The 17341-nt window shown below is 63.6% G+C and carries 21 protein-coding genes; 8 read left to right on the top strand and 13 right to left on the bottom strand.

The annotated features are described in order from the left end of the window. Positions 1–23 precede the first annotated feature (23 nt). The 4 genes from L1277_RS15310 to L1277_RS15295 all read left to right on the top strand — a co-directional run bounded on the left by L1277_RS15310 (position 24) and on the right by L1277_RS15295 (position 2543). Complete coding sequence (locus L1277_RS15310; RefSeq protein WP_253377645.1) at positions 24–218, top strand: hypothetical protein; 195 nt, start codon at positions 24–26, stop codon at positions 216–218. A gap of 27 nt (positions 219–245) precedes the next feature. Beyond that, entirely contained in the window at positions 246–941 is a 696-nt protein-coding gene (locus L1277_RS15305; protein WP_253377643.1) for an aspartate/glutamate racemase family protein, read from the top strand. Between the two features lie 69 nt (positions 942–1010). Beyond that, positions 1011–1862, top strand: coding sequence for a pyridoxal kinase PdxY (gene pdxY / locus L1277_RS15300; RefSeq protein ID WP_253377642.1), 852 nt, complete (start codon positions 1011–1013; stop codon positions 1860–1862). A 42-nt stretch (positions 1863–1904) separates the two neighbouring features. Beyond that, positions 1905–2543 carry a hypothetical protein gene (locus tag L1277_RS15295; RefSeq protein WP_253377641.1) on the top strand — a complete coding sequence of 213 codons (639 nt, stop codon included), beginning with the start codon at positions 1905–1907 and terminating at the stop codon, positions 2541–2543. Positions 2544–2563: 20 nt separating this feature from the next. Here L1277_RS15295 and L1277_RS15290 read toward each other — a convergent pair whose 3' ends face one another. The 4 genes from L1277_RS15290 to L1277_RS15275 all read right to left on the bottom strand — a co-directional run bounded on the left by L1277_RS15290 (position 2564) and on the right by L1277_RS15275 (position 6416). Further along, positions 2564–4969 (bottom strand): ATP-binding cassette domain-containing protein, encoded by a 2406-nt coding sequence (locus tag L1277_RS15290; protein WP_374110260.1) that lies wholly within the window; start codon positions 4967–4969, stop codon positions 2564–2566. 76 nt (positions 4970–5045) lie between these two features. Next, positions 5046–5456 carry a VOC family protein gene (locus L1277_RS15285; RefSeq protein WP_253377639.1) on the bottom strand — a complete coding sequence of 137 codons (411 nt, stop codon included), beginning with the start codon at positions 5454–5456 and terminating at the stop codon, positions 5046–5048. A 5-nt stretch (positions 5457–5461) separates the two neighbouring features. Further along, positions 5462–5911, bottom strand: a complete 450-nt coding sequence (locus L1277_RS15280; RefSeq protein WP_253377638.1) for a helix-turn-helix transcriptional regulator — start codon at positions 5909–5911, stop codon at positions 5462–5464. 40 nt (positions 5912–5951) lie between these two features. Beyond that, positions 5952–6416, bottom strand: a complete 465-nt coding sequence (locus tag L1277_RS15275) for a MarR family winged helix-turn-helix transcriptional regulator (RefSeq protein WP_253377637.1) — start codon at positions 6414–6416, stop codon at positions 5952–5954. A 59-nt stretch (positions 6417–6475) separates the two neighbouring features. Here L1277_RS15275 and L1277_RS15270 point away from each other — a divergent pair, with 59 nt between their 5' ends. After that, positions 6476–6841: a VOC family protein gene (locus L1277_RS15270; protein WP_253377636.1), complete on the top strand. Its 366-nt coding sequence runs from the start codon at positions 6476–6478 to the stop codon at positions 6839–6841. 45 nt (positions 6842–6886) lie between these two features. Here the strand turns inward: L1277_RS15270 and L1277_RS15265 are convergent, their stop codons facing one another. The 4 genes from L1277_RS15265 to L1277_RS15250 form a co-directional block, all read right to left on the bottom strand. Continuing rightward, positions 6887–7681 carry a cytochrome c oxidase assembly protein gene (locus L1277_RS15265; RefSeq protein ID WP_253377635.1) on the bottom strand — a complete coding sequence of 265 codons (795 nt, stop codon included), beginning with the start codon at positions 7679–7681 and terminating at the stop codon, positions 6887–6889. Between the two features lie 7 nt (positions 7682–7688). Beyond that, positions 7689–8186 (bottom strand): DUF2243 domain-containing protein, encoded by a 498-nt coding sequence (locus L1277_RS15260; RefSeq protein WP_253377633.1) that lies wholly within the window; start codon positions 8184–8186, stop codon positions 7689–7691. Positions 8187–8293: 107 nt separating this feature from the next. Then, positions 8294–8989, bottom strand: coding sequence for a hypothetical protein (locus tag L1277_RS15255; protein ID WP_253377631.1), 696 nt, complete (start codon positions 8987–8989; stop codon positions 8294–8296). 107 nt (positions 8990–9096) lie between these two features. Beyond that, positions 9097–10146, bottom strand: coding sequence for an SDR family NAD(P)-dependent oxidoreductase (locus L1277_RS15250; protein ID WP_253377629.1), 1050 nt, complete (start codon positions 10144–10146; stop codon positions 9097–9099). A 59-nt stretch (positions 10147–10205) separates the two neighbouring features. On the opposite strand from L1277_RS15250, the gene L1277_RS15245 reads away from it, so the two are divergent. Further along, the gene (locus tag L1277_RS15245) at positions 10206–10763 is read left to right on the top strand and encodes a TetR/AcrR family transcriptional regulator (protein ID WP_253377627.1); all 558 of its coding nucleotides are present in this window, start codon (positions 10206–10208) and stop codon (positions 10761–10763) included. Between the two features lie 18 nt (positions 10764–10781). Here L1277_RS15245 and L1277_RS15240 read toward each other — a convergent pair whose 3' ends face one another. Then, positions 10782–11675: an LLM class flavin-dependent oxidoreductase gene (locus tag L1277_RS15240; protein ID WP_253377625.1), complete on the bottom strand. Its 894-nt coding sequence runs from the start codon at positions 11673–11675 to the stop codon at positions 10782–10784. Beyond that, positions 11672–13915, bottom strand: coding sequence for an LLM class flavin-dependent oxidoreductase (locus L1277_RS15235; protein ID WP_253377623.1), 2244 nt, complete (start codon positions 13913–13915; stop codon positions 11672–11674). The genes L1277_RS15240 and L1277_RS15235 overlap by 4 nt, the downstream gene beginning before the upstream one ends. Positions 13916–14024: 109 nt before the next feature. On the opposite strand from L1277_RS15235, the gene L1277_RS15230 reads away from it, so the two are divergent. Further along, complete coding sequence (locus L1277_RS15230) at positions 14025–14381, top strand: helix-turn-helix domain-containing protein (protein WP_253377621.1); 357 nt, start codon at positions 14025–14027, stop codon at positions 14379–14381. A gap of 4 nt (positions 14382–14385) precedes the next feature. On the opposite strand, the gene L1277_RS15225 is transcribed toward L1277_RS15230, so the two are convergent. Beyond that, entirely contained in the window at positions 14386–14952 is a 567-nt protein-coding gene (locus tag L1277_RS15225) for a hypothetical protein (RefSeq protein WP_253377619.1), read from the bottom strand. Positions 14953–14968: 16 nt separating this feature from the next. Then, positions 14969–16114 carry a zinc-dependent alcohol dehydrogenase gene (locus tag L1277_RS15220; protein ID WP_253377617.1) on the bottom strand — a complete coding sequence of 382 codons (1146 nt, stop codon included), beginning with the start codon at positions 16112–16114 and terminating at the stop codon, positions 14969–14971. A gap of 134 nt (positions 16115–16248) precedes the next feature. Here L1277_RS15220 and L1277_RS15215 point away from each other — a divergent pair, with 134 nt between their 5' ends. Beyond that, complete coding sequence (locus L1277_RS15215) at positions 16249–16710, top strand: hypothetical protein (RefSeq protein WP_253377616.1); 462 nt, start codon at positions 16249–16251, stop codon at positions 16708–16710. Between the two features lie 18 nt (positions 16711–16728). Here L1277_RS15215 and L1277_RS15210 read toward each other — a convergent pair whose 3' ends face one another. Beyond that, positions 16729–17193, bottom strand: a complete 465-nt coding sequence (locus L1277_RS15210; RefSeq protein WP_253377615.1) for an iron chaperone — start codon at positions 17191–17193, stop codon at positions 16729–16731. Positions 17194–17341: the final 148 nt, after the last annotated feature.

Here is a 17341-nt window from a genome sequence, read left to right as displayed (position 1 = left end):
GTCACTGACCGGAGCATCTTCCGGTGTTCAGGAACGCGCGTCCTGGATCCCAATGGTCGGCGCTCGTTCTTGTGCTGGCAATCGCGGCCGGTGTACCCCGGATCGGGCTTCTCGTAGTCGCCGGGCACAGCGCGGTTGCGATCTGCGAGCGACTGGCGAAGTACGCACCCGGAGAAGTGCCCGAGTCGGTTGCGGCAGGGGTCGCCGAGGAGCCATAGGCTCGGTCGTCTACGGAAGGAGTCGTCATGAAAACTATCGGGATGCTCGGCGGCATGAGCTGGGAGTCGACTGCCGAGTACTACCGGTTGGCCAACGAGCTCGTTTCAGTGCGAATGGGCGGCTTTCACTCGGCACGGGTTCTGCTCGACTCGGTCGATTTCGCCGACATCGAGGCGTTCCAGTCGTCGGGTCAGTGGGACGAAGCCGGGGAGTTGCTCGCGAGTCGTGCCCGCGCACTCGAATATGCCGGCGCGGACATGCTTGTGCTCTGCACCAATACGATGCACGCGGTGATCGGGGTTATCGAAAACGCCGTGACGATTCCGGTTTTGCACATCGCCGCTGCTGCCGGTGCCTCCATCCAACGTGCCGGACTCAGCCACGTCGGGCTCCTCGGCACGTCCTTCACGATGGAGCAGGATTTTTATCGCGACCGTCTCGCGACGTTCGGTATCGACGTGACGGTGCCAGAGGCATCCGCTCGCCAGATCGTTCATCGCGTCATCTACGACGAGCTGGTCCACGGGATCGTTCGGCAGGAATCGAGGGAGGAGTATCGGGCCATCATCGCGCAGCTTGTGGACCAGGGCGCCCAGGGAATCATTCTGGGTTGCACGGAGATCGAGCTGCTCGTGAGGGCCGAGGACAGCTCGGTTCCTGTCTTTCCGACCACACGTCTTCACGTTGAGGCTGCCGTCGATCTGGCCTTGAGCGTGGAATAGTTTCTCTCGCGCGGCGAACTGACGCCGTCGAAGAGGGACAGAACGCCGATCGGTGATTAGTGTGAGATGGTGCAGATTCTCTCTATCCAGTCCGCTGTTGCCTATGGCCACGTCGGAAACTCGGCCGCCGTCTTTCCGCTCCAGCGCATCGGCGTCGAGGTCATCCCCGTCTATACGGTCAATTTTTCGAATCACACCGGGTACGGTGCCTGGCGCGGGCCTCTGATCGATCCCGGTCAGGTAGCGGATGTCATCACTGGGGTTGAAGAGAGAGGCGCCTTCCCGCAGATCGACGTCGTTCTCTCCGGCTACCAGGGTGGCGTCGGAATCGGCGACGTCATCGTCGACGCGGTGCAGCGGGTGAAGGCGGCTAACCCGTCGGCCCTGTACGCCTGCGACCCGGTGATGGGAAACGCAAAATCAGGGTGCTTCGTGGCACCCGAGATTCCCGACCTCTTGCGCGACCGGGTGGTTCCGGTCGCTGACATCATCACGCCCAACCAGTTCGAACTCGGTTACCTCACCGGCACCGAGCCGTCCTCCCTGGAGTCAACGCTCGACTCGGTGGACCTTGCACGCGCGATGGGCCCGTCGACCGTGCTGGTCACGAGTGTCGAGCGCCCCGACCGTGAGCCAGACACCATCGAAATGCTCGTTGTCGACGACTCGGGCAAGTGGCTCGTAACGACACCGTTGCTTCCGTTCAAAGCCAACGGATCGGGCGACGTGACCGCCGCTCTCTTCGCGGCGCATTACGGCTCGACGAAAGACGCAGCCCTGGCCCTCGAGCGCACCGCATCCAGTGTCTTCGACCTGGTGGAGATGACCTATCACTCGGGCCAGCGCGAGCTCAGGCTCATCGAGGCGCAAGAGTTCTATGCCAACCCGCGCATGCAGTTCACGGCTCAGCGTGTCGGCTAGTCCGCCGGCAGACGGCCGCGCCTTGTCAGCGACGACTAACGCGTGACGAACAGCCCAGTGCTCCCCAAAGCCGTTCCCGGGAGACCGGTTGCTGCGCCGGAGAGCTGGACGCGATCCGTCATCGGGTACGTTTCACTCGCGGTCATCCTCGGCCTCGGTGGGGTGTTCGCGGTGATCGCCATGCTTCCGATCGCGTTCCTCCTCGTCAGTATCGCGATCCCTTACACCGTGATCGCCACGGTCATCATCGTGCGCATGCGCCGGTCTGCTCGGGCAGCGCTCGCCGAAACCGGCGACTCTGAGGTTCACGCCTCCTTCGTCACCTTCGGTGGCCGATCACAGCGTTGGTCGTTGATGAATGGCGCTGTACTTGGCGTGCTTGGCCTCGTGATCCTCGCTGAAACACTGCTCGAGCCGTGGCTAGACGAGGAACTCTACGGCGGGCTGATCTTCCTCTACGGTCTAGCGGCGATCTTGAGCGCGCTCGAGATCGCCGTCAATGCCGCATGGATTTACGGTCGCAGTTATGTGCGTGCGGAGGAGTACGCCCTGGCTAATCGGACGGGAGCGTGGAAACTCATCCTGGCCAACCGCATCCTCGGCTGGGTGATCTGGTTCACCGGCTCGATGGTCGCCGGATGGCTTCTTGTGGTGTTCCTCATTCAAGGCGCGGAGTTCTAGCAGAGCACCGCGACCATCGGTTACGCGCCGACGTATGCTGCCAGGTGTTCACCGGTCACGGTCGAGCGTTGAGCGACGAGGTCCGCTGGAGTTCCCTCGAAGACGATCCGGCCGCCGTCATGCCCGGCACCCGGGCCCAGGTCGATAATCCAGTCAGCGTGCGCCATCACCGCTTGGTGATGCTCCACCACAATGACGGACTTGCCGGACTCAACGAGGCGGTCCATCAGGCCGAGGAGGTTCTCCACGTCGGCGAGGTGCAGCCCGGTGGTGGGTTCGTCGAGCACGTAGATTCCCCCCTTCTCGCCCATTTGCGTGGCCAGCTTCAGTCTCTGGCGCTCGCCGCCCGACAGTGTGGTGAGCGGCTGTCCGAGGCTCAGGTACCCGAGCCCGACGTCGACCAGGCGTTCCAGTACGACGTGAGCGGCCGGGGTGCGTGCGTCGCCGGAGCGGAAGAAATCCTCGGCCTCGAGCACCGACATGCCGAGCACCTCGCTGATGGCACGTCCACCGAGTCGATATTCGAGAACGGATGCCTGGAATCTTTTGCCCTCGCATACTTCGCACGGTGACTCAACAGTTGCCATCATGCCGAGGTCGGTATAGATCACGCCCGCTCCATTGCAGTTGGGGCATGCACCCTCGGAGTTGGAGCTGAAGAGTGCCGGCTTCACGCCGTTTGCCTTTGCAAACGCCTTACGGATGGGTTCGAGCATCCCGGTGTATGTCGCTGGGTTGCTTCGACGGGATCCGCGGATGGCGCCTTGGTCAATGGAGACCACGCCGGAATTTGCCGGCAGCGAGCCATGCACGAGCGAACTCTTGCCCGACCCAGCCACTCCGGTGACGACCACGAGCAGCCCCAGTGGGATGTCGACATCCACGCCCTTGAGGTTGTGCTTCGTCGCAGAACGAACCGGGAGGACACCGGTGGGCTTTCTCACGGCCGATTTCAGAGCGACGCGATCAGCCAGGTGGCGTCCGGTCAGGGTGTCGCTCTCGCGCAGCGCGTCGAGGGTCCCTTCGAAGCAGATGGTTCCGCCCGTGGTTCCGGCACCCGGTCCGAGATCGACGACGTGGTCCGCGATCGCGATCATCTCCGGTTTGTGTTCAACGACGAGGACCGTGTTGCCCTTGTCACGCAGCCGAAGCAGGAGCTCGTTCATCCGCTGGATGTCGTGGGGGTGCAATCCGATGGAGGGCTCATCGAAGACGTAGGTCACGTCGGTGAGGGACGAGCCGAGGTGGCGGATCATCTTGGTCCGCTGCGCTTCACCACCCGACAGTGTTCCCGCCGGTCGGTCGAGCGACAGGTAGCCGAGACCAATAGTGACGAACGAGTCGAGTGTTTCCTGAAGTGCGACCAGCAGGGGTGCCACCGACGGCTCGTCGAGCTTTCGCACCCAGGCCGCCAGATCGCTGATCTGCATGGCACACGCCTCGGCGATGTTGATTCCTGCGACGCGAGACGAGCGCGCTCCCTCATTGAGCCGGGTCCCGTTGCACTCCGGGCACACAGTGAACGTCACGGCGCGATCGACGAATGCCCGGATGTGCGGCTGCATGGCTTCGCGATCCTTGGAGAGCAGCGACTTCTGAATCCGGGGGATCAGCCCCTCGTACGTCATGTTGATGTCGCCGATTTTGACCTTCACCGGCTCTTTGTAGAGAAAATCATCGAGTTCACGTTTCGAGAAATCCCGAATCGGCTTGTCCGGATCGAAGAATCCCGATCCGCTGTAGATCTTTACTCCCCAGCCGTCGGCGGTGTATCCGGGAATGGTGAGGGCGCCCTGGCTCAGCGATTTTGACTCGTCGTAAAGCTGGGTGCGGTCGATGTCGTTGACTGTCCCCATACCTTCACACCGCGGGCACATTCCTCCGGTGATCTCGAAGTCGCGCCGCTCCTTGGTTGTCCTGCCCCCGCGCTCCACCGTGACGGCTCCGGCACCGCTGATCGATGCGACGTTGAACGAGAACGCCTGCGGTGAGCCCACATGCGGCTGGCCCAACCGGCTGAAGATGATGCGCAACATGGCGTTGACATCCGTCGCGGTGCCGACCGTCGACCGCGAGTTGGCGCCCATTCGTTCCTGGTCGACGATGATGGCGGTCGTGAGGCCCTCAAGCACGTCGACGTCTGGCCTCGCCAGGTTGGGCATGAACCCCTGGACGAATGCACTGTAGGTCTCGTTGATCATGCGCTGCGACTCTGCGGCGATGGTTCCGAAGACCAGCGAACTCTTCCCGGATCCCGACAGTCCGGTAAAGACCGTGAGTCGGCGCTTGGGCAGGACGAGACTAATGTCCTTGAGGTTGTTGACCCGAGCACCCTGCACGCGAATGAGGTCATGGCGGTCAGCCGGGTGCGTCTCGGCGGCGTTGTTGCTGGTTTCAGTAGCGATGCTCACTCTGTGTCGTCCCATCGGAAGCGTGTTTGCGACCCGCGAGAGTAGCTGGTCGTGGCGTGGACAGTCCCGAGCATACGTCGGTGGCGAAGGGTTAAGACAGTTCCTGCATGCGAATCAAATTGCCTGCAGGATCACGAAATGCACAATCACGGATGCCGTACGGCTGATCAGTCGGTTCCTGCACCACTTCTGCGCCTCCCGCTTCCACCTCGGCGAATGCCTCGTCGAGGTTGTGGGTCGCCAGGTTGACGCCGAAGTAGCTGCCCTTGGCGATGAGGTCGAGAAGTGTTCGAGCCTCCTCCTCGGTGAGACCGGGAGCCGCCGTGGGTGGCATCAACACGATGGAGGTATCCGGCTGGTTAGGTGGTCCAACGGTGATCCATCGCATGTTCTGGTAGCCGACGTCGTTGCGAATTTCGAAGCCGAGGACGTCCCGATAGAACGCGAGTGATGCATCGGCATCGGTGTGGGGGAGAAAGGACTGGTGAATGGTGATGTTCATGTTCGTCACGCTAGTTCCGACTGCAGGGGCTTCGCTTCTCGATTCCTGACCGGTCTCGTGACCTGCTTCACAACGCAGGGTGCCATCGTCAGGGGTGTCCCGGCGTTGTGGGAACGGTAGATCGTCGGAGGCACGCCGACCAGTTCGGTGAATCGCGTGCTGAATGTTCCCAGGGAGGAACATCCCACCGCAAAACAGATGTCCGTTACGCTCAGGTCGCTCGTCCGCAGCAGAGCCATCGCCCGCTCGATTCGCCGGGTCATGAGGTAGGAGTATGGCGACTCGCCAAACGCCATCCGAAACTGTCGGCTCAAATGCCCGGCAGACATGTGGACACCCCGGGCAAGTGACTCGACATCGAGGGGTCGAGCGTACTCCCGATCAATCCGATCGCGGACGCGACGCAATTGCGCCAGATCGAGCAGGCGCTGTGTGTCGGCGGTTTTGCGTGTCACAGGCCCGATCGTGCCATGCGGCGGTCGGGCTGTCCAGAGGTTATGAACCGGTCGAGGGTTGGGCGTGTTGTCGCAACGATGTGGCACAGCGCGTCAACAGAGCGCGCAACTGGTCCTGCTCTGCGGCATCGAGGGTGGAGTTCATTCGGAGTTCGACACCGCGTACGGCGGCGCTCGCCGCAGCCAGCCGCTTCCTGCCCGCCTGCGTTAGCTGCGTCGGGAGCGCGCGACCGGTCGGCGCCTCCTCGGCCCGCACGACAAAGCCGTCTCGTTCCATCGACTGCAGGAGAACGTTCATGGACTGTCTCGAGACGAAAGCACCTCGAGCCAGCTCTGAATTCGACAGCCCGGGTCGCTGGGCCAGCAGTTCGAGACAGGAGTAGTGGGTTACGTTCATGCCGAGCGGACGGAGAACATCCTCCATCGCCGAGCGGAGCGCACTGGCGGCTTCCTTCAGCAGGTAACCGAGAGAGGTTTCGAGGTTGATAGTTTCACCTTGCGCCATGTCAACATTCTGACATAGTATGGCGATGTCAGTTTTCTGACACTCGACAAGGAGTTCTTATGTCCGTTTCCGGACCCGGTTTTATTTCACTTCAGGTGCGCGACCTCGAGCGTTCGGCTGCCTTCTACGAGGCGTACCTCGGTTTTGCCCGACAGGCCGGACCGCCTCAGGCCGTTGTCTTCGACACGCGTCCGGCAAGCTTCGCCGTGAGGGAGGCAATGCCGGGCACCGATCTGAGCTCTGTTTCGCAATTGGGAGTCGGGGTGAGTGTCTGGATGCACGCGGACGCCGTGCAAGGTATCCATGACCGGCTCCACGGCGTCGGTGTTCCGATCATTTCGCCACTGGTGAGCGGTCCCTTCGGACTGACGTTCACCTTCGAAGATCCAGACGGATACCGCATCACCCTGCACGATCGCGCCTGACGAGCGGTCCGCACGGTCGGGCTCGAGGCGACACGGGAGATTAGGTCATCCGTCGGCTAAGCGCGCGGTGACGGGTGTCAGGCGTTTGCCGGCCGCGCGGTACCACTGAAGGCAGAGAACAATGATGAGAACAGCATCCGCGATGTCCCCTCCGTAATACATGAGCATGCCGCCCACCTCGGCCTCGGCTGCGGTGGTTCCGGAGGGCGGATGGGCCACCAGGTACTTCGCCAGGATGCTGTGGCCCGCGAGTGCGGCGACGAGGGCGCCGGCTCGGACCGGAAAGCTCGCGCGATGGGGGTTGGGGTCCTGGCCGACGAGTGAAGCGACGAACAGGTATCCGGCCAGGACGAAGTGCACGGTGATGAGGGAGTGGACAAACGCGCTCGAGAACATGACCTCGGCGAGGGGAGTGCGGTAGAGCAGCCACAGGCTTCCGACGTTGATGATTGCCGCTGTCACCGGGTGGGCAACAGTTCGAGCGGGGCGGCTGCGGAGGAGACGCGAGAGAACGCGAGCCTGCCGGCTGTCCAGTGCTCGCAGTGCCAGCGTCACCGGTGTCCCAGCGACGAGGAACAGGGGCGCGACCATCCCTGCCAGAAGGTGCCCCAGCATATGAGCGGGAAAGCTCTCATGAGCCGCAACCGCCAACGGGCCGATCATCACGACACCGATCGTCCCCACTCCCAGCAGCCATGAGGCGGTTCGCATACGCCGCCACGGCCGTCCCCGTCGACGTGTGACAACCGTCCCGGCGAGGTAGAGGCTCGCAACGCCGAGAACGGCCAGGCCGAGCATGGTGTCGAGCGATAGGAGCCCGTTCCCACCGTGCGAATGCACTGCGTCCCTACTTCGCCGAAGGCGCCCGTCGGCGCGTATAAACGAGCACAATGATTCCCGCGGCCAGCATGAGAGCCGCGGTGATGTTCCAGATCAGGTCATAGACCAGCAGATTGGGAACATATCGAATCTGGTGGAGCCCGAGCACCTTGTGTTGGATGGTTCCGTCGTACAGCTGAAAAGCTCCGGCACCGACCAGGACACCGCCCCACCATCGCAGGGGCGACAGGGCGCCTCGTCGTCTCAGGTCGGCGAAGAGGAAGAGGCCGGCAATCGTGGCGAACCAGCTGATCGCATGAAAAACGCCATCCGAGACGAGCCCCACATCGGGAGTGGATCGATCATAGAAGTGGTGCCAGTGCAACAACTGGTGGAAGACCGCCTCGTCACAGAAGGCGATCAGACCCACCCCGAAGAGCACTCCTGACCAGGCGTTCTGCGCTGAGCGGGCGTCGCGAGCTGCGACGCGTTCCGGCGGCGGAACTGCCGAGTGGGTGGATGCCATGCTTCCCTCCCTGTGCAAAGACTGGAGAGTTAACTCTCGATCTTCATGCAGAAGAAAAAAAGGTGTTCCGATCCCGTACCGGATCTGTTAGCGGACGTGGAGAGGAATCAGTAGACGAAGCGCAACGCGAGCGCACAGCCGATGGACTGCGCCTCGATCTCGGAGTAGTCCAGCACCTCGCCCGTGGAGACTTCTTCCCGTCCGTTGAACAGCTCGGCGGCGCGGTGGGCGACCAGTGCGGCATCGACATCGCCGGTGATATCCACGGCGTTGATGCTGAGGTTCATCCCGTACTCGTTTGTCGCCTGACGGCTCGTGCGGGTGATAACCGACACTACTTCTTTGTCCAGGCGAGACTTAAGGGAGACATCGGCCCCGCGCGCGAGCACGAGAACCTGCGCGGGCTGCGCCAACAGGGGCAAAAGCCTGTGCAGGGTGCCTGACAGAGTTGTCGCGAACTCCTTGCGGGCACGCCGGTCAGCGAGACTTGCCGTGTCGACGGTGAGGACCACTCCCGTGGCCTCGTGTTCGTTCAGGGACGCGGCGCAGGCCGCGATTTCGCTCGCACGGACAGTGTCGACGCCGTGCTCAGATAATTCGCTGACGATGGCGTCGAACGTTCCACCGTCGTCGCCGAGAACGAGGACCCGGGGAGTCGCCTCAGCGTAGGACGACCCAGCGCGAGCACGAGGCGCTGCCTCGATGTTGACGCGAAACGCGTCCCAATCCACAGCGGGGGACTCACGGTCGATGACCGCTGAGTCCGTCTGAGATGACGAATGTGACTTTACTTTGCCGAACACGAGGGTCGAGCTTACACACTGAATATCCAAAAGCCTACGGGGCGCCCATCCAATACTCAGGGAGGGACTGTGCCGGTCCACAATTAGCCGCGGACCGGCACATTTTCTTACGCTGCTGACCAACCACCATCGCTGGCCAGGACCACACCGTTGACGTTCACGCCGTCGTCGCTGAGGAGGAAGGAAATGGACGCGGCGAGTGCGTCGCCTTCAACCGGGGTCGGCATGATGGCCATCGCAGTCTGTACACGGCCGGCTCCGAGCGGGGAAGCGAACGTCGCCTGGATGTTGGTGATGACGGCGCCCGGGGCGACAGCATTCACACGGAGGCCGCTGGGACCGTACATGAATGCGCTCGACTTGGTGAGCCCGATCACAGCGTGCTTTGACGCGGTGTATGCGGCACCAGCGGCCGAACCGCGGAGGCCGGCTTCGGAAGCGACGTTGACGATAGAGCCAACGCCTCGCGCGAGCATGGATGGAACGACAGCGCGCATGAGTTTCATGGTGCCGTCGACGTTGATCGCGAAGACGCGCTTCCATACCGAGTCGGAGATCTCGTGGACCGGTGTCATGTCGTCCATGATCCCGGCAACGTTCGCGAGAGCGTCAATAGTGTCACCTGATGCTTCGACGATGGCCGCAATGGCGGCGTCATCGGTGATGTCGGCGACGACGGTCACGATGTCGGCGTCGGGCAGTTCGGCGGCGAACTCGCTGAGGCGCTCACTCGAAATGTCAACAGCGACGACCCGTCCGCCTTCGCGGGCGACCCGAGACGCGGTCGCGCGGCCGATGCCCGAGCCGGCGCCGGTCACGATGACCGTCTTTCCGGTGAAGCGGCCGGTGCTGATGCGTTCGACCCACTCGGGGCGAACAACCGGAGCTTCAGGGGACTGAGCGTCAGCGTCAGCGTCATCAGAGTCGGACTGTGAGGCGGGGTCGGCAGCGACTCGTGCAACCAGGCCATCGAGCATTTCCTCGCTGAAGGCGCCCTGGCTGAGCTTGACGAGCTGCTTGAGCGGCAAAGCGCTGACCGGGCGGAGGGCGTCAGGCGTCTGCCCTCCTGCCGAGAGCATCTGGCCGAGGACCGCTCCTCCGACGGGGTGGTCGATCCAGGTGCCGATGGTGGAGTCGGCGGTAAGTGGTGTGGTCATGGGTTCTCTTTCTTCTCTGCGCAAAACCGGACAACGCTGTCCGGTTGTAGGCTACACCCGTGTCACCGACGTCGAAAGCAAATCGTGGTCCCAGTGCTGGACCCGAGAATCGACGGGCGCTCATCGCCGCCGCACGCGAGGTGTTCACGGCTGAAGGGCTGTCCGCCCCGCTCAGTGCCGTTGCCCGGCGCGCGGGAGTCGGCCAGGGAAGTCTCTATCGGCACTTCCCCGACCGGACATCGCTGGCGGTCGCGGTGTTCGACGAGAACCTCACTCAGCTTGAGGAGTTCATCGACCGGCCGGACAGCTCAATGGCTGACCTCTTGGAGCGGGTGATTGACCAGGCGGTCGTCGCGACAGCACTCATCGATCTGATCTGGGCACACTCCCATGACGAGCGCGTCGTCCACCTGGGTGACCGGCTCGCCGGGATGGTCGCGCGCGAGGTTGAGCGGGAACGAGCGGCAGGTGCGATCGGCACCCATGTCACAGTCGATGACGTCTTGCTTGCCGTGTCGATGCTCGCCGGGGTCCTGGCGCGAACTGACGCCGATGAGCGAGTCGCCGTCGGTGAACGAGCGGTCGCGCTCTTCGCACGTGCCTTCAGCGCGAACTGACGGCGAGCGAAACTGTCCTCAGCCGCGCTCGGCCGCGACCTGTCGACGGACGCCGGCGGCCACCTCGGCAAACAACTGAATCGTCGCCTCATCGTCTGCGGTCACAATGAAGCCCGAGATGCCGTACTCGAGTGCGATGCCGGTGAGCTGGTCCACCCATTGCTCGGGCGGACCGACGAGCAGCCCCCGCCCGGTCGCCGAGAACTGCCCGGAGATATTGAGCAGGCGCCGGATCGATCGAGGATCCCGGCCGGCACGGGTTGCTCCCTCATCGATGTGCGCGTTCATCGCCGTCAGGTCCCGCGGCCCACCGGGCAGGTAGGCCAGAGAAGGCAGCCAGCCATCGGCCGCACGGCCGGTCATTCGCAGGATCCGCGGTTTGTACGCGCCAACCCACACGCCAATGTCATGCGCGGGCTTCGGTCCGCGTTTCGCGCCGTTCACGCGATAAAAGGAACCGTCCACGACCAGCCGCCCCGTGGCATCCGTCGCCCAGATTCCGCGGAAGATCCGGATCGCTTCTTCGAGAGCTTCGATCGACTGGCCGGGTGTGAGCCGCCTGCCGCCCATGGCTTCGATCGCGTCCCAGAAGCCACCGGCGCCGATGCCGAGCTCGAATCGCCCACCGCTGAGCAGGTCGAGACTTGCGGCGCTCCGGGCAAGGACCGCTGGGTCACGCAGGGGGAGGTTGAGCACGTTGCCGCTCAGGCGGATGCGCTCGGTTCGAGCCGCGGCGTATGACAGGAGGGTCCAGGTGTCGTGAAATGACGGTTGGTAGGGATGGTCCTGAAACGTTGCCAGGTCGAGCCCGGCGCGGTCGGCGGCGATCGCCATATCGACGGCGTGCATCGGCGGACTGTTCGTGGGCGTGATGAATGCGCCGAATAGCAGGTCGTGTCCGTAGTCGATCATGAGGTCGCCTCCGTGAGCGTCGGGATGGAGATCGGGAAGTTGTCGCGGAAGACCGAATCCGGGTCAAGCCGCGCCTTCACCTCGCGCAATCGGGCCAGGGTCGCCGGCGGGAACGCGTCGGTGAGTCGCTCGGGTCGAGGATCGGTCTCAAAACTCAGGTACGCACCGGTGAAGAACGGATAGAGCTCCTCCCACGCGGCGTCGAGGCGCTGGCGGTGTGAACCGAACGCCACAACGGAAAAGTTCGCCGACCGATGTGCGTACGCTGTGGCATCCGCATCGATATCGGAAATAGCGCCACCGACCGCTCGAATCTGGAAGAAATACACAGTGCCGCTCGAGATCAGGCGTGCAGCGGCAGCCGCGAACTCGGGAGTGATGTGATCGAGCAGCCCGCTGCGGGTGACCGGTTCGCCCTGGCCACCGTTCGACTCGCCCTGTGCGTTGGCCATTACTGCGGCGTACGGCATCAGCTGCACGGATTGGCTGTACAGCGGCGAGATGTTCGCGAACGGCTGGAGCCGCTCGATGATGGTGTCGGGGTTCGCTGAGTCGACCATGGCCATCAGCTGCGCGAGGGCGGGTTGACCGTGACGCGGCGGTCCCATGATCAGGAAGCTCGTGGTGTCGCGGGGCGCTGCTTCGCTCGTGTGGCCCCACTTCTCGAGGAATTCCGCGGTGTCTGTGGCGTCGAGACCCAGTTGTGCCCACCCGACGTCGCCCACCTCGTCGACTTCGAATTCGAAGGCGGTGACGATGCCGAAGTTCGCGCCGGCACCGCGCACTGCCCAGAACAGCTCAGTATTCTCGGTGTCGCTCGCGCGTACCCGGGATCCGTCGGCGAGCACCATGTCGACCGCACGCAGGTGGTCAATGGTGAGGCCGTGCCCTCGGCCCAGGAAGCCGATACCTCCGGCGGTGGCGAGGCCGCCGACGCCCACGCCGCCATAGTCACCTGACGTCAGTGCCCAGCCGTACGGTTGTAGTGCGGCAGCAACGTCCATCCATCGCGCTCCCGGCTCAATGCGTACCCGTCGGGTGGCTTCGTCGAGCACGTCGATGCGATTCATGAGGCTGAGGTTGATCACGATCCCGCCGTCATTGGTTGACCGGCCGCTGATGCCGTGCCCTCCGCTCCGGATCGAGAGCGGAAGGTGGGGGTGTTCGCGGGCAAAGCCGAGCGCGGCAACGACCTCGTCGACCGTACGCGTCCGCAGAACGAGGCCGGGCGAGCCGCCGCGCAGATACGTCGACTTGACCCGGGGAAAATCGAAATCCCCGGGCTCAATCGCGGAGTCAACCAGAAGGTCAGGAACGTCGTCATAACGGATGCCGCTGCGCCGTTGGGCGATCGCCGTCGACTTTCGCAGGCGGCCGGTTCGTGTCTGGGCCGGTAACAGCGAAGATGCAGCGTCACGGAGCCGAGGAGCGACCTCCTCGGCAAACTGCTGGAGGACGGCGTTCTCCTCGGTGGCGAGAAGGAGCGTTGTGACGCCGTGATCCACGATGAGCGGAAGCAGGTCGTCGACCCAGTCGGCACTTCGGCCGTGAAGGAAACCGCCCCGCGTGTCGGCGAACGTCCCACGGATCGTCACGATCTTCGGCACTTCGCGCGGGTCGCGCCCGTTGGCGACGGCCGTGTGGCCGATCAAGGTGCTTCCCGCGATGAACCTGTCGAGTGATGAGCCGTTGATCTCCGAGAGCCAGCCGTCGGACTTTTCGCCGGCCAGGCGAAGAAGCTCGGGACTGTCGCCAGTAATGAGGAGCGGAACGTCGTGCGCCGGTGCCGGTCCGCGCTGGGCACCGTCGACGCGGTGGACGTTTCCGGTGTACCGCACGGTTCCTGGCTCGCCAATCGCCCACATCCGGCGGATGATGTCGAGGGTCTCCTCCACACCTTCGACGGGATGCTGGTTGTCGTCTGACGGTTCGTCGCTCGTGATGGCCAGGGTGAGCCGCCCCTGCGAGAGCAGGTCGAGGCTCGCGGCGGCACCCGCGGTTACCGTGGGCATCTCGGAAGGAAGGCAGGCGAGCTGGCCGAGGAGACCAATGCGCTCGGTGCTTCCAGCAATCCAGGACAGGAGTGTCCACCCGTCAACCACCTGCCCAGGGGCGCGGAGCAGGGTGACGAGGTCAAACCCGCTGCGCTCGCCGAGTTGCGCCTGGGCAATGGTGTGCTCGGGATGAGTGGCGGACGGTGTGAGCGCCAGCCCGAAGGTCACCTTACGGGTGGGGCTCACGATGCCGGGCCGACGACGATGGAGTGGGCATGCATGTCCTCAGTGTGGTCGATATTTGCCGAGTCCACCAACGAGGCGTAAGCTACTAACTGAAAGTTAGTGAGGACGAATGCGCGGAACGAGCTTCGAACACATCAATGACGACGAGTGTCGTCAATTCCAGGCCGCGGTCGAGCTTGCCGGGCGCAAGTGGAACGCGGCAATCCTCCTCGCCGGAGCCAGGGGCGCGCGTCGTTTCTCGGAGTACCGGGACAGCGTGGACGGAATCTCAGACCGCCTGCTCGCCGCCCGTCTGCGCGAACTTGAAGCCGACGGGTTGATCGGGCGGGACGTGACACCGACGACGCCCGTGACGATCAGCTACACCCCGACTGATGACGGCAGGCGCCTGATTGCCCTCATGCGCCCGCTCGTTCTCTGGAGCCGGGAGCGGGCGGACCGCGCGCCGAAGGCGCAGAGCGCCTGACGGGTTAGCGCTTCGCGAGTGCCCTGGCTCCCCAGACGATCGCACACACTGCCGCGATCCACGGTCCGGCCACGAGGATCGGGTCGATCCACTGGTGGTGAAGGTCCACACGCTTCCGGCCGAACCGCGACGAGAAGCCATTGCGGTGAAACTCGCTCAGCACGCCCGTCTCGGTGATGGGGTTGTCGGGTCGCGTGGTGAGGAACGACTTCAGGTGGCTCTCAATCGCGTCCACCCGGTCGGCGCCCAGGAGGATGAGCCAGTGCGCAGCTCGGCCTTCGCTGTACGTCGCGTAGGCAAACTTGCGCAGCACCCCAGACAACCCTTTCGGTGGAGACGAGGTTCCGAAGACCGGGGTGAGGAACTTATGCTCAATCGAGCGTTCGCGCGGCCACTTCTCCTCCTGGCGGTCGGGGAACTCCCAGTGCGCACCGGTTGCGCCCGGATCGAATCGTTCGCGCGGAACCGACGGTCGGTCTTTCGGATCGAGATCGGCACCCCAGCCAGGGATGCGTGCACGAAGCTCATCGTTCGACTCCGCACGTGGAGGCTGGTTCGCTGTGTACGGCATAGTTCAGACCTTCCTGTCAGGCGTTCGGGACGATGACCGGCTTGATGCAGTTATCGAGTTTCGCTGAGAACATGTGGTACCCCTCGGCAATATGTTCGAGCGGGATGCGGTGGGTGACGATGTCGTTCGGTTTCAGGTAACCGTTCTGGATGTGTTCAAACAGTCGCGGCCACTGGCGTTTCACCGGGGCCTGGTTCATCCGGAGCGTCAGACCCTTGTTCATGGCATCGCCGAACTTGACGGCACTGAACATTGGCCCGTATGCGCCCATCACCGACACGGTTCCGCCCTTGCGGACCGAGTCGATGGCCCAGTTGAGCGCAATGGGTGATCCGCCCTGCAGCTTGAACTTCGCGGCCGTCACGTGCTGGGTGAAGTTGCCGTCGGCTTCAGCACCGACCGCGTCAATGACAACGTCTGCACCGAGGTAGTCGGTGGTCTTCTTCATTTCAACGACGATGTCGTCGTATTCGGCGAAGTTGCGGGTTTCGGCCTGGGCAAAGCTGCGGGCCTTCTCAAGGCGATACTCGAGCTGGTCAATGACGATGACCCGGCCGGCGCCCATGAGCCACGCTGACTTCGCGGCGAAGAGGCCGACGGGCCCCGCGCCGAAGACCGCTACGGTGTCTCCTTCGCTGATGTCACCCAGCTGCGCTCCGAAGTACCCGGTGGACAGTGCGTCGGTGCACATGAGTGCATCTTCGTCGTCCAGCCAGTCCGGAATGATCGACGGGCCGACATCGGCGAACGGAACGCGAACGTACTCAGACTGGCCGCCGTCGTACCCGCCGCAGGTGTGCGAGTAGCCATAGATGCCGCCGACAGCGGTCGCGTTGGGGTTGACGTTGTGGCAATTGGAGTAAAGCCCGCGAACACAGAAGTAGCACGAGCCGCAGTAAATGTTGAATGGCACCATCACGCGGTCGCCCACCTTGAGGTTTTGCACCGACGAGCCGACCTGTTCGACAACCCCGATGAACTCGTGGCCGAAGGTCATCCCCACCCGGGTGTCGGGCATCATGCCGTGGTAGAGGTGAAGGTCTGAGCCGCAGATCGCCGCGAGGGTGACCCGCACGATCGCGTCGTTGGGGTGCTCGATCGGCGGTATGTCCTTCTCTTCGACGCGGACCTTGTACGGTCCCCGGTACACCATCGCTCGCATTTGTACTCCCGTCGTTGTTCCGTGAAGACAGAATCACATCCCGTCCCGGTGAGCGACAGGGGCTTGTCTCACCCGGAGCCCGGGGATATAGGCGGGCTCGGCGGCGCCCACCATCCATCGCTAGGCTGGGATTCATGAGCCGATTCGGACCGCTCGAGACGAGGGGAACCACCCTCGTTCTCGGAGACGCAGGCGGTCACCATGCCGAGCTGACGGCATCCGCTCTCATTCTTCGTCGATTCCGGGAGCAGCCTCTCATCCTTGACTGGTCGCGGGTAACGAGCGTGCAGCTGGAGGTGCCGGAGACCCGTTTTCGACTGCCCGGGCTCGTATCAACGGTGGTGCTCGGTGCGCTGGGGGCGGTCTTTGCGGACTGGAACCTCGGTGAAGACCTCGAAGACGGCACGCTGACGGTGGGCGTGGCGGGTGCGGAACCGGTGCTAATGCCCGTGACCCGGCACCACGTCGGCGGATACTGGACACGCAGTGTGCGGGCCGCGTCGGCCCTTCTCAGCCGCCTGGTCGATGACCCTGCGTCTCGGGAGCTTCTTCACTCACCGGATCGGGTCATCAAGCTGCTCGCGTCGGGACGCTGACAACCGCCTGCCGTTCGTTCAGCCCATTGCCTTGTGCAGGAGCGCGACAATTCGGTCCTCTGCCTCGGGGGTGAGTGCGGTCAGGGCGAACGTTGTCGCCCACATGGCGCCGTCGTCGAGCATGGCCGGATCGTTGAAACCGAGGGTGGTGTAGCGGGTGCCGAACTTATCGGCGGGCTGCACGAAGCAGAGCACGTCGCCATCCTTGGCGTAAGCGGGCATGCCGTACCAGGTCTTGGGCAAGAGCTCCGGCACGGTCCTCATGATGAGGGCGTGCAAGGGCTCGATCAGAGCCCGGTCGGTCTCGGACATCTCGGCGAGCTTCTGCAGCAAGTCGGCCTCGCCCTTCTCGCGCGCTTTGGCATCACGCTCACCGCGACGAGCCTCAGCCTTCAACTCCCGGGCACGCTCCTTCATGGCCTCGCGTTCCTCGGCGGAAAACCCGTCCTGGGTATCTGACACTCTGCTGTCTTTGGTTGCCATGGTCCTGTCCTTCCTTGTGAAATTTCGGTACTGAACCTCATGTTAGGAACCGGCCGACGGCATCCGCTTCTTGAAAACTGACGGATCGGGACAACGGCTCGAATAAACTTGGCACTCGCACGCCGCACATCGACGTCGGCACGTACTT

Origin of the sequence: Okibacterium sp. HSC-33S16 (genome assembly GCF_024171565.1) — a bacterium.
In the GTDB taxonomy this organism is placed as follows: Bacteria; Actinomycetota; Actinomycetes; order Actinomycetales; family Microbacteriaceae; genus Mycetocola_A.
Note: the sequence above shows the minus strand (reverse complement) of the source record. Positions and strands in the feature narration are given on the sequence as shown.

Excerpts from the sequence above, each read along its gene's own strand:
- L1277_RS15305 (WP_253377643.1), top strand. The coding sequence starts at position 246 with ATGAAAACTATCGGGATGCTCGGCGGCATGAGCTGGGAGTCGACTGCC.
- L1277_RS15290 (WP_374110260.1), bottom strand. The coding sequence starts at position 4,969 with ATGGGACGACACAGAGTGAGCATCGCTACTGAAACCAGCAACAACGCC.
- L1277_RS15285 (WP_253377639.1), bottom strand. The coding sequence starts at position 5,456 with ATGAACATCACCATTCACCAGTCCTTTCTCCCCCACACCGATGCCGAT.
- L1277_RS15275 (WP_253377637.1), bottom strand. The coding sequence starts at position 6,416 with ATGGCGCAAGGTGAAACTATCAACCTCGAAACCTCTCTCGGTTACCTG.
- L1277_RS15270 (WP_253377636.1), top strand. The coding sequence starts at position 6,476 with ATGTCCGTTTCCGGACCCGGTTTTATTTCACTTCAGGTGCGCGACCTC.
- L1277_RS15260 (WP_253377633.1), bottom strand. The coding sequence starts at position 8,186 with ATGGCATCCACCCACTCGGCAGTTCCGCCGCCGGAACGCGTCGCAGCT.
- L1277_RS15250 (WP_253377629.1), bottom strand. The coding sequence starts at position 10,146 with ATGACCACACCACTTACCGCCGACTCCACCATCGGCACCTGGATCGAC.
- L1277_RS15240 (WP_253377625.1), bottom strand. The coding sequence starts at position 11,675 with ATGATCGACTACGGACACGACCTGCTATTCGGCGCATTCATCACGCCC.
- L1277_RS15230 (WP_253377621.1), top strand. The coding sequence starts at position 14,025 with ATGCGCGGAACGAGCTTCGAACACATCAATGACGACGAGTGTCGTCAA.
- L1277_RS15225 (WP_253377619.1), bottom strand. The coding sequence starts at position 14,952 with ATGCCGTACACAGCGAACCAGCCTCCACGTGCGGAGTCGAACGATGAG.
- L1277_RS15220 (WP_253377617.1), bottom strand. The coding sequence starts at position 16,114 with ATGCGAGCGATGGTGTACCGGGGACCGTACAAGGTCCGCGTCGAAGAG.
- L1277_RS15215 (WP_253377616.1), top strand. The coding sequence starts at position 16,249 with ATGAGCCGATTCGGACCGCTCGAGACGAGGGGAACCACCCTCGTTCTC.
- L1277_RS15210 (WP_253377615.1), bottom strand. The coding sequence starts at position 17,193 with ATGGCAACCAAAGACAGCAGAGTGTCAGATACCCAGGACGGGTTTTCC.